This is a genomic window from Patescibacteria group bacterium, assembly GCA_028692545.1.
Classification (GTDB): Bacteria; Patescibacteriota; Patescibacteriia; order UBA1558; family S5-K13; genus STD2-204.
In genome coordinates this window covers 29,933-43,775 of the sequence record JAQUXC010000003.1, presented here as the reverse complement: position 1 = coordinate 43,775, position 13,843 = coordinate 29,933, and the positions used below count along the sequence as shown (strand labels likewise).

The following is a 13,843-nucleotide window of genomic DNA, read 5'->3' as shown; positions in this document are numbered from 1 at the left end:
TTATTTATTTTTTAAAAGCACAAATACCTCTAAAATCACAATAACCACACTTATGCTCTTCTGGGTCTGCTTTGAAATCACAAGTGTTTATTTTTTTTATTATATCTACCAATTTTTCTTTTACTTTTTCTAATTCTTTGGGAGTTCCAAGAAAATCTACTTCAGTATTATCATTTAAATAATGAAATTTCAAATTTTTAACTTTTTCTTTGAAAACTTCTTCATAAGCTATCTGGTAAATCAAAAGTTGTTTTTTGTCTTCTATGCCCAACTTTTGTTTTGAAGTTCCAGTTTTGTAATCTACCAATTGTACTCCACCACTAACAATATCCACTCTATCAATATTTCCCTTGAAACTATAATCTGAAAATCTAACATTAAAACCTTTTTCCAAAAATTTTACTTTTGGAGGATTGTTTTCTATATCTTTGTAAATTTCTTGCAGAGTTTTTCTTCCTTGTTCTCTATACTTTTTTTTGTCTTCCTTGTTTTCATACCAATCATCTATCCAATTTTCTTCATACAATTTCAAAAGCTCATCTAATGTTACTGGTAATTTTTTATTATCATATTCTTCGCTTTTATCAAACAAGCTTGTTTGTTTTTTGTCTTGTCGAGATTTTACAAGTTGAAAAAACTTTTGAAGTGCCAAATGCATAGATCTTCCATAACTAAAAACATGTTTTCCCAAAGTTGGAATTTTCAAAATATGTGCATAATAATATTGTCTAGGACAGCTATCATATGCCGCTACCTGAGAAAATGAATATTGTTTTGGTAATAATTTCTGCAAATCTTCTTTGCTAATTTTTCTTGTATCTTCATATACTTCTGATTTCAAATTTTCTATAATATCAGGATTTTCTTTTACAAAATCTTCTTCTAATTTTATCAGATTTAATTCTTTCAAAAATATTGATGGTTTTTTGAGTCTTGAACCACCATAGTCCAATGCCCAAGTAAAATACAATCCTTTTTTTGCTCTCGTCATTGCGACATAAAATAATCTTCTCTCTTCTTGAAGATGAATATCACCATCAAGAAGTATTTCTTTTACAAGTTCATCTGGAATTTGAATTACCTCAGATCTTTCAGTACTTGGAAATCTTTTATCCACAAGCCCAACTATAAAAACATATTGAAATTCAAGTCCTTTTGCACCATGAACAGTCATTACTTTTAGAGATTCTGGCCCATCATCTAAATTATTTGTAAGTTTTCCCTTCTCACCTGATTCTATTTCGAGATTAAAAAATTCCAAAAAGTCTTTTGCTCTTGCAATATCAGATTCTTTTTCAAACAATTGAATTTTTTTATAAAACTGATTTAAATAATTGAAAGTTTCTTGTTTTTTTGCCTCGCTCAATGTTTCAAGCCACTTCAAATATCCAGTATCATTTAGAAAAGCCCAAACAACTTTCCAAACATTTTGCTCAAGAGAAAGTTTGCTATGTTTTTCTATCAAAGAAACTATTTTTTGCAAAGATTTTTCAGTATTTGGAGAAACTCTTGTATACATTTGATAATTTTTTGCAATTTCATAAAGTGATCGTGTTTTTTTCTTTGCAGTATGAGACAAATTTATAATGTCAGAATTTGAGATATCCAAAAACTTCAAATTCAATATTCTCCACATTGCAGATGATTCATGATAATTATCCAAAAGTTTTAAGTAAGATACAATATCCATTACAATTTCTTTTTCATAAAGTCCACGAGAAGCCAAAAAAGCATAAGGAATTTGAGCTTCTTCAAGTCCAATAGTAAATGGTTTTGCCTGAGAATTTGACCTTACCAAAATTGCAAAATCACTCCAAGTCAAATTTTTTTCCTTTTTCATAATTTCATAAATCTTTTTTATTACCTCACTTACTTCATCTGTTTCACTCTGCGCTCTTATTACCTCTATTTCCCCCAAATCATTTGTCAAAGATTTTAATTTTTTACTAAGTTTTTTCTTTCCGTCAGAAAGCCTTACTTCTAGTCTATTTGGATTGTTTTGTTTTATAAAAGAATATGACAAATCCAAAATGTTTTGAGTTGATCTATAATTTTTTGTAAGAAATATTTCTTTTGTATTTGGATAATCTTTTTTGAATCCCAAAATATTATTCATAGAACTTCCACGAAATGCATAAATACTTTGATCATCATCTCCCACAACTGTAATATTATTTTTTGGGTAAGATAATAATTTTATAAGTTCATATTGAGCATAATTTGTATCTTGAAATTCATCTACCAATATATATTCAAACTGATCTCTATATTTTTTCAAAATATTTGGTCGTTCTTTGAAAAGTTTCAAACAATAATTTATTAAATCTCCAAAATCTAGTACTTCATTTTCCAAAAGTATTTGCTGATATACGTGGTATGCATTTGCAATTTCTTCTAATCTTTTTGTCTCTAATTCCATCTCTTCATTTGCTCTTCTGTCTTGATTTAACCTAATCTTTTCAGAATAGTCCAAATAATCTTGAGGATTAATAATTTCATCTTTACATCTAGAAAAATGTTTTATCAATTCTTTTATAAATTTTGTAGGATTTCCAAGTGGTTTGTAATAATCAAGATCAAATTTATCTAAATTTTTCCTAATAAGCATCCAAATTCCTACTTCATCTAAAACTTTGAAATTACTAGGAATACCAATATCAATTCCATTGTCTTCCAAGATTTTCTGACAAAAACTATGAAAAGTCATAACATACAAATCTGAGTATCCATAAGGAAGAGCTCTATCAATTCGCTCCTCCATTTCCATTGCCGCTTTTTCTGTAAAAGTAAGCGCCAAAATATTATCTGGAGTCAATTTTTTATTTTTTAACAAATGAAAAACGCGCTGTGTAAGTACAGTTGTTTTTCCAGTTCCTGCTCCTGCTACTATTAAAAGTGGTCCTTCACCATAGCTTATTGCTTCTTTTTGCTCTGGATTTAATTTTATATCAGAATTTATCATTATTATTAATTTATTTTACAAAGTCAAAACTATTAACCATATATTTATATTCTTCTATATTTTTATTCAAACCCTCTTTATCAGAAGACATCCCAACAATGGAATAAATCGTATTATCCTTTAAAAAATAAGTATGTATGCTATATAACCCACTTGTATCTTCAACTTGTGTTGCATCTTTTATTCTTTGAATAGCTTCTATGCCATTGATATTTATATTTTCTGAGCTTAAAATTTCTGTTCCTTTAGATATTTTTTCTCTTGATATCCAATCGGACAAAGTTAAATTATCTGAATTTACATTAGCACTTACAACGACAAAAATTCCATTTGAACTCATTTCAAGTGGGGCCCCTACATTTTCATTCAAAAAATATACTATCCAATCACTTGTATCTTTCATACTAATCCAATTATTTGGATATTTAATTGTATAATTATTTTTCGCATCATAATAAGTATTCCAACCAGTCATCTTGGACGATACTATATTGTTTCTTTCATCAATATCTTTTTGTGTCTGCTCTTTTAAAATATTTTCATATGTATCTTTTTCGGATTGAATTTGCTTATCTAGAGACATAATTTTATTTTCTAAATCTGTGTTCTTATTTTGTAAATCAGTATTTATTGACTTTACATATAAAATTTGTCTAATAAAAACTAAACTAACAACAATTATTATTGCAATAAGAACAAGAATAATAATGATCTGATTGTTTTTTAAATAATCTTTATGTTCTTCTATTTTTTGTAATCTCTCTTCTTCCATAAATTTTTATAAATTATTAATAATAAACAAACACTAAAAAAATATTTATGGTTCAATTTTATTAGTCACCTCAAACAAAGTTAGATGTCACTTCGACCGAAGTCAAGCTTAGCTTGACGAAGTGGAGAAGTCTCGCATTTCTGCAGTCACTTCGACCGAAGTGGAGAAGTCTCGAAGTTGAAATTTAATTTAATAACCACGAGATTTCTCCGCTCTCCCGCTATGCGGGATCGGTCGAAATGACCACACTAATTATACCAATCTTCACTCAAATCTTTCCAACTTGGATTATTTATATTTATCAAATTTATTTTCTTTTCCCTTCTCCATTTTTTTATTTGTTTTTCTCTATCAATCATTATACGTATATTATCTCCACTTTCATAATAGACCAATTTTTTACATTTATATTTTTTTGAAAACTATCTATAAATCCTGATTTGTGATCCAGCACCCTTCTGTAAATATTATTTGTAACTCCAACATACAAAACACTAGTTACACTTGCCATAATATAAACAAAATATTCTTTTTTATACTTCATAATCGCTTTTCTAACAATTATATTACATTCTCATTTTAGCCCTTTTGAACTTACCAGTCAAAATATGAGATTGACATATTGCTTTAAAAATCGTAATATATAAAATTACGTCAAACTAAATAATGGAGGAATAATGACAAAGAAAAAGTCAGTCGGATTACTTGTATTTTTCCGTTGGAAAAATACAACGCATTGCCTCCTAACAAGAAGGGGCAAATATACCTATGAGCCAGAAACCGGACTAAAGACGCAATCCTTCGTTGGATTATGTCAAGTCACGGCTCATGGCAAGATAGACATGGAAAGTGATGGAAAAACAAAAGGTTTGGTACTTACAATTCGCAGAGAACTGGGAGAAAAACTTATTCCAGCACTAAACGGAAACAGTAATGTCTTAACTAAAATAGATGAGGTTTTAAAAAGCCTAGAAAACAATTCGGAAGAAGCTAGTCTTGTTGCTCTCCTAAGGGAAATCCAGGAAGAGCTTGGGACAAAAACAGTAAACTATCTGAATGAAATTTTCTGGCTAAAAGAATCTTGTCTCACAGTCCTATATCAGGACAAAAATGTAACAACTTACGGAATACTCCTAGACTCAGATGAGATCTGTGCTCACATTCCAGGATTTTCTAGTGCTGGATTTGAGATTATCACAAGCAATGATAATATCAGGGTCTCCACAAAAGAAGACAAGGATGGAATATTCAATATTAACGATATTGCATTATTTCCCGACGAATTTCAAGCTATTAAAATTGGCTTTGAAATCTTTGGGTAAAAATCCAACACAATCTTAAGAGGCACTTCGGTGCCTCACCTTTTTTTATAAAAAAGAACAGCCCTTAAAAAAGAGCTGCTCATATATTGTTCTATAGATTTAGTCCATAAACATTTCTCCTGAGTATAATTTTGTACCTGAGCCATGACTAGAAAGTATTTCCCAATCACTAGAAATTGTTGTTAAAGACTTTCTAATGCTCTTCAGATTCATATTTGTACTGATAGTAAAATTGATATTGAGAAAATATTCTTCACCATTTCTCTCTTTTGATATAAGTACATTCTCGACTCTACTCATTATAGTTGCATGTTTATAATGAAAACAAAATACAGGAAATTGAATTATTTTGTTTATAAAATCCTTATCCCTATAAATATTCTCTATAAGATTATTATTGATATGATAACCTCTTTTTGAAAAATCAAAAATAAGCTCATCAATAAACATGTTAATGTCAATACTTTCGGCGTCATTTTTATGAAAAAAAACAATACTTCCAGATATTAATGTATCATAATGAATAACCAAAGACCATTTTGGTGGACCAGAAATAACATCTCCAGGAACACACCTCAGACATTTAAATGCCTGATTGTGATGCATAGAAAGATCTATTTCTATACAAGTAACTGCGTTTTCTATTGTTTTTAAAGATATAGTTTCTACACCTCCAATAATACATTTATCTCCACTATGAGGGATAAATAAATATTTGAGATCCAAAACTTTATTAATAGAAAGATGCTGTTTCTCGATTCCACAAAAACCAAGAGTGTAAAAAATTCTTCCAAAATCCGAATTCATTGTTCCTCCACTTTTTATATATTTTTTAATTTTTATTGTTTGAAAAGTATATTGTATATACAAATACTAGAATAGGCAAATTAATTAAAAATCAAAATTTTTATACCCTTGACCCAAGAATCAATTAAGTGTATAATTGTTGCGTATTTCGGAAATACATTTTTTTTATATCAATTTTCAAAAATGAAAAATAAATTAGCAAAAGAGAGATTATTAAAAAAACCAAGTAGCATGAAAGAACTAGCACTTGGAATGATTACGTATAATGCATCATCAATTCTTGGACCACTTATAGTTTTTCTTATAATAGGGTTTATATTAGATAAAATATTTCATACAAAACCATTATTTATGATAAGTAGCGTAGTTGTAGCTTTTATAGTAACAAATATTTTGATGTTTGGAAGAATAAAAAAATTAATAAAAGAATTTAATACAATATATCCAAATCCAGAAAATAAAAAAGACGAAGAAGTTATAAAAAATGATGAAAATAAACTTTAATATATGGAAAGCATATCACTTTCACCACAAATATTATTTTATATAGGAGCACTTCCTATTACAAACTCATTCTTATGGGCTGTTGTACTCTCTCTATTTATAATGATAACAACTCTTATAATAAGATTTTCTCTAAAACAAGTACCAGGAAGATTACAAAATGCATTTGAGATACTTATAGAGGGAGCTTATTCACTCGTAGAAAGCGTAATGGGAAATGAAAAAAAATCAAAAAAGATATTTCCATTGGTTTTTACTTTGTTTCTTTTTATACTTATGGCAAATATGGCCACATTTATCCCAGGACAATCCGCAATAACAATAAAAACAGCTGGTGGAATGGTTCCTTTGTTTAGAGCAATTATAGCTGATTATAGTTTAGTTTTTGTAATGACAATAATATCTGTAATAACAACCCAAATAGTAGCTATAATAGCATTTGGTCCTTTTGGATACATCTTCAAATTTATTAATGTAATTGGAATAAAAAATTTCTTCCTTGAATTGTTTAAAGGAAAATTCAAACCTGGAATATTAGCTCAAGGATTGTTAGATTTATTTCTTGGACTTATGGACGTTGTAGGAGAATTAGCAAAGATAGTTTCCTTGTCTTTTCGTTTATTTGGAAATATTTTTGCTGGTGAAGTACTGGGCGCTGTTTTTCTATTTCTAGCACCTTTCATAGCACCACTTCCAATGCAATTTTTAGGATTACTCACAGCTATTGTACAGGCATTTGTATTTTCAATATTAACTTTGATATTTATAAAAATGGCTGGAGATACTGGTGAAGAAGAGTTAGCAGAACAAAATTAACAAAAATAATTTATATATTTAATAATTAAGCCTGAAATACGGCATAAGGATAAAAAAATATGGACGCAGAAGCAGCAAAATTTATAGGTGCTGGACTTGCAATAGGACTCGCAGCTATTGGTCCTGCTATTGGTGAAGGTTTTATTGGGGGTCAAGCATTATCAGCTATTGGTAGAAACCCAGAAGCAAGTAACAAAATAATACCATTCATGTTTGCAAGTATGGCAGTTACAGAGTCAACTGGTATATATGGTTTGGTAGTAGCACTACTTATATTATTTGCATCTTAAAAACCAGAGCTCATTCTGCTCTTCTTTGTAAAAAAGAGCAGAATATCTTTGTTTTTTAAATAAATAAATTAAACAATCCCGCTAAGCGAGATAAATAAAAATATGAAATTATTCAATGTATTAGGACTGGATCTAAAAATACTCATAGCTCAATTTATAAACTTTGCAATATTCTTTTTTGTTTTGTATAAATTTGCATACAAACCAATACTAAAGTTTTTAGATGAAAGAAAAGATAAAATTGAAAAAGGATTAGAAGATGCAGAAAAAGCTGGACAAAAATTATTGAGCATTGAAAATGAAGAAAAAGAAATAATAGAACGTGCTACATCAGAAGCAAAAAAATCAGCAAAAGAAATAATAGAACGTGCTACAAAAGCTGGTGAAGATAAAAGAGAAGCAATAGTTTTGAAAACAAAAGAAGAATTAAAAGATATAGTCAAAAAAGAAAAAGAAGATATAGAGCTTGAAAAAAACAAAGCAATAAAAGAAATAAAAACACAGACAGCAGAGCTTATTGCAGAATCTTTAAAAAAGATATTGGAAGAAAAAATAGATGACAAAAAAGATATGGAAATTATAAAAAAATCTCTTGATATAAAATAATATGAAAGTAGGCCCAAAAAAATATTCTCAATTATTATTTGAAATTACAAAGGACAAATCTCCTGATGATATTAAAGTTGAAATAGAAAAATTTACAAAATTACTCATCAAAAAAAATCAAATAAAAAACCAAAATAAAATAATAGAAAATTTTATAAGTATATATAATAGTGAAAATAATATAGTAAATGTTGAAGTGGAAACAGCAAATCCTATTACTAAAGAAGTCCTCTCTCATATAGAGACATTTATAGCAAAAAAAACTGGTGCAAAAAAAATAGAGTTTGAAAATAAAATAAATAAAAGTTTGATATCTGGAGCAATAATAAAATATGGAGACAGAATATTGGACAATAGTTTTAAAACGAAAATTAATAATTTAAAAAATAATATTAGTAAATAATAAGTATTATCACAAAAGATAATTACTGAAAAATAAAATATATGCAAATAAACAAAGACTTTATTGTAGAGCAATTAAAAAAACAAATTTCTGATCACAAATCAAATGCAAAAGAAGAAATTGTCGGACGTGTAATAGAAATTGGAGATGGTATTGCAAAAGTATCTGGACTTGATGATGCTATGATGAGTGAAATGGTAGAATTTGAAAATGAAAAAAACGTCAAAGTAAATGGCGTAGTACTAAATCTAGAAGACGGAGAAGTTGGTATTATTGTGCTTGGTGATTACAAAACAATAAAAGAAGGTGACAAAGTAAAGTGTTTGAGAAAAATATTATCAGTACCAGTAAGTGACAAAATAATTGGCCGTGTTCTAAATTCACTTGGAGAACCTATTGATGGTAAAGGAGAAATAGAAACTGAAAAATATTACCCAATAGAAAAAGTTGCTCCTGGAGTTATGGCAAGAGAATCAGTAAATGAACCAATTCAGACGGGTATAAAATCAATTGACTCTATTATACCAATAGGACGTGGACAGAGAGAACTTATAATTGGCGATAGACAAACAGGAAAAACAGCTATAGCAATTGATACTATAATCAATCAAAAAGGTGAAAATGTAAAATGTATATATGTAGCTATCGGTCAAAAAGAATCAAAAATTGCAGGAATAATGGAAAAATTAGAAAAATCAGGAGCTATGGATTATACTACCGTAGTTCTAGCCAGCGCATCTGATCCTGCATCACTTCTATATATAGCACCTTATTCAGGTTGTGCTATGGCAGAATATTTCTTAGAAAAAGGTGAAGATGTGTTGGTAATATATGATGATTTATCAAAACATGCCGTATCATATCGTGAAATATCTCTACTTCTTAGAAGACCACCAGGAAGAGAAGCATATCCTGGAGATGTTTTTTATCTACATTCAAGATTACTTGAAAGAGCTTGTAAATTAAGTCAAGAAAATGGTGGTGGATCTATCACTGCACTTCCTATTATTGAAACACAAGCAGGAGATGTATCTGCCTATATTCCTACAAATGTTATATCAATTACTGATGGACAGATTTTCCTTGAAACAGATTTATTTAATCAAGGTCAAAGACCGGCTATTAATTCAGGACTTTCAGTTTCTCGTGTAGGATCATCTGCTCAAATAAAATCTATGAAAAAGGTTGCTGGTAAATTGAAATTAGAAGCAGCTCAATTTAGAGAATTAGCTGCTTTTGCTCAATTTGGTTCAGATCTTGATGAAGATACAAAAATAAAACTTGAAAGAGGTAAAAGACTTATGGAAATATTTAAACAAGAACAATACTCCCCTATTCAAGTAGGAAAACAGGTTATATCCTTCTTTGCTCTTACAAATGGATTGCTAGATGATGTAGATGTAGAAAATATTAGAAGTTTTGAAAAAGGACTTTATGAATATTTAGATATTAGTGCAAAAGAATTAACAAAAGAAATAAAAGAAACAAAGGATTTCAGTGATGCGATACAAGAAAAAATCAAAAAAGTAGTAGAAGAATATAAAAAAACAATATAATCCCTGAAAGCTAAAACCTGAAAGCTGAAGGCTAAATATATGGCAAAGACAAAAGAAATAAAAAGCAGAATTAAATCAGTAAAAAATACTGGCAAAATTACCAAAGCTATGGAAATGGTGGCTGCTAGTAAAATGCGTAAATGTACTGAAGCAGTTCTTAAGACAAGAACATATGCTAATATAAGTTGGCTTACAGTTTTGAATATTGCAGGATCAAAAAATAATGACTATATAAAACATCCACTTCTTACGAATACAAACAAGACAGAAAAAATTTGTATAGTACTTATAACAGCAAATAGAGGTTTATGTGGAAGTTTGAATACAAATATAATAAAAAAAGCAATTGAAACAATAAAAAGTTATGATGAATTAAAATCAGAAAACGTAGACTTTATATTACTTGGGAAAAAAGGTTCTAGAGTTTACAAATTAGGATATGAAATAACAGCCGAATTTGAAAAACAAGATGCCTCATCACAAATATCAGAAGTAAGATCTATCGCAAAAATGATAATAGATGATTTCAAAAATCAAAAATATGATAAAATATTTGTAGCATATACTGATTTTATAAATGCAGTAACACAATTACCAAGAGTCAAACAAATAATACCTATTGATATACATACACAGGATGGGTATTTGGGAATTGTAGGAGATGACACAAGATTAAAAACAAACAAAGATTTTATAAAAGAAAAAGAAGATAAATATTTAGAAGTAAAATCACAAGATCAACTTCTAAAAAATACGAGATTTGACTATGTTTTTGAACCAAACGAAGAAGAAGTTCTAAATGAAATGTTGCCAAGACTTATAGAAATACAATTATATCAGGCACTACTTGAATCAAACGCATCTGAACATAGCGCTAGAATGAGTGCAATGCACAATGCAACAACTGCTGCAAATGATTTGATAAATGAATTAACATTGTTTTACAACAAAGCAAGACAAGCTAGTATTACTTCTGAAATTGCAGAAATAAGTGCTGGAGCAAATGCTTTGAAATAATTAATATCAAAATATTTTAAATAATAATAATTTAAATTTATATGACAACAGACAATAAAAATGGAATAATAAAACAAATTATAGGAGCTGTTATAGATGTACAGTTTGATGGTGATGCTCCAGATATTTATACTGCTTTAGAAATAGAAAAAGATGGCAAAAAAATAGTATTAGAAGTTCAACAGCACATTGGATCTGGAATTGTAAGAACTATTGCTATGACCTCAACTGATGGACTTAAACGTGGTGATAAAGTTATAAACACAGAATTGCCAATTTCAACTCCTGTTGGTGAAGAAACTTTAGGGAGAATGTTTAACGTTACTGGAGAAGTTATCGATGGCAAACCATATCCAAAAACAACAAAAAAATATCCTATTCATAGACATGCTCCTGAGTTTGTAGAACAATCTACAAAAGCTGAAATTCTTGAAACTGGAATAAAAGTAATTGATCTAATTTGTCCTATTGTAAGAGGTGGAAAAGTAGGAATGTTTGGTGGTGCTGGTGTTGGAAAAACAGTTGTTATTATGGAGCTTATCCATAATATAGCATCACAACATGGCGGATACTCTGTTTTTGCTGGTGTTGGAGAAAGAAGCCGTGAAGGAAATGATTTATATCATGAAATGAAAGATAGTGGTGTTATAGACAAAGTAGCTATGGTATTTGGACAAATGAATGAACCACCAGGAGCTCGTGCAAGAGTAGCTCTAACAGGACTATCTATTGCTGAATATTTTAGAGATGAAAAGAATCAAGATGTACTTCTTTTTATAGATAATATTTTCCGTTTTACACAAGCTGGGTCAGAAGTATCTACATTGCTTGGTCGTATGCCTAGTGCTGTAGGATATCAACCAACACTTGCTACAGAAATGGGAGAATTACAAGAACGTATTACATCCACAAACAAAGGTTCTATCACTTCAATTCAGGCTGTTTATGTTCCAGCTGACGATCTTACAGATCCTGCTCCTGCTACTACATTTTCTCATTTGGATTCAACTGTAGTATTGTCACGTAGTTTATCAGAACTTGCTATTTATCCTGCTGTAGATCCACTTGACTCATCCTCTATCATACTTGATCCTCAAATTATTGGACAAGAACATTATGATGTAGCTCGTGGTGTACAAAAAGTTTTACAAAGATACAAAGACTTGCAAGATATTATTGCAATTTTGGGTATGGATGAATTATCAGATGAAGACAAGCTTACAGTACTTCGTGCAAGAAAAGTACAAAAATTCCTTTCACAACCATTTTTTACAGCTGAGGCATTTACTGGACACACTGGTCAATATGTAAAATTATCTGATACAATAAAAGGATTCAGAGAAATACTTGATGGTAAATATGATGACATAAATGAAAGTGAATTTTATATGAGGGGTGATATTGAACAAGTTATAGAATCAGCAAAAAAGAACAAAGTTTCTTAAATAACCCCGCAAAGCGGGACAAAAAAATATGAGTTTAATAAAATTTGAAATAGTTACTCCAGAAAGAGTTGTTTTGAAAGAAACAATAAAGAGTATTACAGTACCTACAAAAAAAGGCATTATTACAATCTTGCCTCGTCATATACCACTTGTTGGAATACTTGTTCCTGGAGTTGCTGAGATAAAAAAAGAAAATGGAGAAATAGAGGTATTTGCGGTTTCAAGTGGTTTTATAGAAGTACAAAGAGATAAAGTAATAATGCTCGCTGATACAGCAGAACTAGCAAAAGAAATAGATATTGAACGTGCCAAAAAAAGAGCTGAAGAAGTCAAAAAAGAAATCGAAAACAAAGATGATGTAGACTTTGCTGGGGTTCAAGCTTATATAGAAAAAGAACTCGCCAGAGTAAAAGCTGCAAACAGATGGCGTGATATCAAAAAATAATATATAAAATATATTACATAAAAAACCTTAGATCACCTAAGGTTTTTTGTTTTAAAAAATAGAATTGACAATATCAAAAATTATCACTAATATACAAGCAAATACTATATAATCTACTGGAGGTAGAAATGAGTAAATGGTTAGTTGTACAAATGATTATTAATAATCAGGATTTTTCTCCGCAAAATCACGAGGGAAAACCTATTGAAATCGAAGGATCATTTTCTCCTAAAGTTGCTGGTCAAAAATTAGAATTATTACAATTTCCTGGAAAAAAATTCGAAATAGCAAAGGTCGATTCTCGCAAAAATCCTAATTTCAACAACATGTCCATAATATTTGTTTTTGATTTAGCTTTCATGGATACTTCAAGAGACAAAAAACGAGAGTCAAAACCATTTAAACAGATAGGGGGGATATGTAATTTATGCAACGGAACTGGAACAGAGTTATTAAAAGGGCGCTATGCTACTACTTCAAAACCATGTCCGAATGGATGCCCTGAAACAAATCGCCTTTCTGAAGAAGGTATTAAGATCTGCCCAATATGTTTCAATATCGGATATCTTCCAAACGGAGATGTATGTACATCATGTATTTTATTAGGAACATTTCCAGCAAAATCTTAATCACACAAAGGAGGATCTTATGAAAACAAAACCAAATCCATACCCAAGTGGAAAACCTAAAAACTATGTTATTCTTGAAAACGGTGATATTTCTGCAACAGAAATTATAAACTTTGGTGAAAAAAATAACGCTATAAATCAAGATGGCAAAGTTCTCGTCGCTTTTGGGGATGACGATAACAATCCCAGTCTTCATACAGAAAAAAGTTTAACAAGTAAATGGAACAGTGAACTTTAGATTTTTTATCTAAAAAAACTCCAAAGCTTAT

Annotated in this window: 15 protein-coding genes and 1 pseudogene; 12 read left to right on the top strand and 4 right to left on the bottom strand. The window is 29.6% G+C overall.

What is annotated here, in order from left to right:
- Nucleotides 1–4: 4 nt before the first annotated feature.
- The 3 genes and pseudogenes from PHZ07_01885 to PHZ07_01875 all read right to left on the bottom strand — a co-directional run bounded on the left by PHZ07_01885 (nt 5) and on the right by PHZ07_01875 (nt 4,278).
- On the bottom strand, nt 5–2,962 hold the full coding sequence (locus tag PHZ07_01885; protein MDD3284322.1) for a UvrD-helicase domain-containing protein: 2,958 nt from the start codon (nt 2,960–2,962) through the stop codon (nt 5–7).
- Nucleotides 2,963–2,972: 10 nt separating this feature from the next.
- Nucleotides 2,973–3,734 carry a hypothetical protein gene (locus PHZ07_01880; GenBank protein MDD3284321.1) on the bottom strand — a complete coding sequence of 254 codons (762 nt, stop codon included), beginning with the start codon at nt 3,732–3,734 and terminating at the stop codon, nt 2,973–2,975.
- A gap of 248 nt (nt 3,735–3,982) precedes the next feature.
- Nucleotides 3,983–4,278 (bottom strand): annotated as a pseudogene (locus PHZ07_01875) (GIY-YIG nuclease family protein).
- Nucleotides 4,279–4,411: 133 nt separating this feature from the next.
- Between PHZ07_01875 and PHZ07_01870 the strand changes: the two are divergent.
- On the top strand, nt 4,412–5,056 hold the full coding sequence (locus PHZ07_01870) for a hypothetical protein (GenBank protein MDD3284320.1): 645 nt from the start codon (nt 4,412–4,414) through the stop codon (nt 5,054–5,056).
- A 99-nt stretch (nt 5,057–5,155) separates the two neighbouring features.
- Here the strand turns inward: PHZ07_01870 and PHZ07_01865 are convergent, their stop codons facing one another.
- Entirely contained in the window at nt 5,156–5,863 is a 708-nt protein-coding gene (locus PHZ07_01865; GenBank protein MDD3284319.1) for a hypothetical protein, read from the bottom strand.
- A gap of 183 nt (nt 5,864–6,046) precedes the next feature.
- Between PHZ07_01865 and PHZ07_01860 the strand changes: the two genes are divergently transcribed.
- From PHZ07_01860 to PHZ07_01810, 11 genes are all read left to right on the top strand, one after another.
- The gene (locus PHZ07_01860) at nt 6,047–6,367 is read left to right on the top strand and encodes an AtpZ/AtpI family protein (protein MDD3284318.1); all 321 of its coding nucleotides are present in this window, start codon (nt 6,047–6,049) and stop codon (nt 6,365–6,367) included.
- A gap of 3 nt (nt 6,368–6,370) precedes the next feature.
- The gene (locus PHZ07_01855) at nt 6,371–7,183 is read left to right on the top strand and encodes a F0F1 ATP synthase subunit A (protein MDD3284317.1); all 813 of its coding nucleotides are present in this window, start codon (nt 6,371–6,373) and stop codon (nt 7,181–7,183) included.
- Between the two features lie 59 nt (nt 7,184–7,242).
- A complete protein-coding gene (gene atpE / locus PHZ07_01850) occupies nt 7,243–7,473 on the top strand; it encodes an ATP synthase F0 subunit C (GenBank protein MDD3284316.1) in 231 nt (76 codons plus the stop codon).
- 102 nt (nt 7,474–7,575) lie between these two features.
- The gene (gene atpF, locus PHZ07_01845; GenBank protein ID MDD3284315.1) at nt 7,576–8,079 is read left to right on the top strand and encodes a F0F1 ATP synthase subunit B; all 504 of its coding nucleotides are present in this window, start codon (nt 7,576–7,578) and stop codon (nt 8,077–8,079) included.
- Nucleotide 8,080: 1 nt separating this feature from the next.
- Nucleotides 8,081–8,482, top strand: coding sequence for an ATP synthase F1 subunit delta (gene atpH / locus PHZ07_01840; protein ID MDD3284314.1), 402 nt, complete (start codon nt 8,081–8,083; stop codon nt 8,480–8,482).
- Nucleotides 8,483–8,523: 41 nt separating this feature from the next.
- Nucleotides 8,524–10,038 (top strand): F0F1 ATP synthase subunit alpha, encoded by a 1,515-nt coding sequence (gene atpA / locus PHZ07_01835; GenBank protein MDD3284313.1) that lies wholly within the window; start codon nt 8,524–8,526, stop codon nt 10,036–10,038.
- A 39-nt stretch (nt 10,039–10,077) separates the two neighbouring features.
- Nucleotides 10,078–11,055, top strand: a complete 978-nt coding sequence (gene atpG / locus PHZ07_01830) for an ATP synthase F1 subunit gamma (protein MDD3284312.1) — start codon at nt 10,078–10,080, stop codon at nt 11,053–11,055.
- A 41-nt stretch (nt 11,056–11,096) separates the two neighbouring features.
- Nucleotides 11,097–12,500: a F0F1 ATP synthase subunit beta gene (gene atpD / locus PHZ07_01825; GenBank protein MDD3284311.1), complete on the top strand. Its 1,404-nt coding sequence runs from the start codon at nt 11,097–11,099 to the stop codon at nt 12,498–12,500.
- Nucleotides 12,501–12,528: 28 nt separating this feature from the next.
- Nucleotides 12,529–12,945 (top strand): ATP synthase F1 subunit epsilon, encoded by a 417-nt coding sequence (atpC, locus tag PHZ07_01820; GenBank protein ID MDD3284310.1) that lies wholly within the window; start codon nt 12,529–12,531, stop codon nt 12,943–12,945.
- A gap of 128 nt (nt 12,946–13,073) precedes the next feature.
- Nucleotides 13,074–13,574 carry a hypothetical protein gene (locus PHZ07_01815; protein MDD3284309.1) on the top strand — a complete coding sequence of 167 codons (501 nt, stop codon included), beginning with the start codon at nt 13,074–13,076 and terminating at the stop codon, nt 13,572–13,574.
- Nucleotides 13,575–13,593: 19 nt separating this feature from the next.
- Complete coding sequence (locus PHZ07_01810) at nt 13,594–13,812, top strand: hypothetical protein (protein ID MDD3284308.1); 219 nt, start codon at nt 13,594–13,596, stop codon at nt 13,810–13,812.
- The last annotated feature ends 31 nt before the right edge of the window (nt 13,813–13,843 follow it).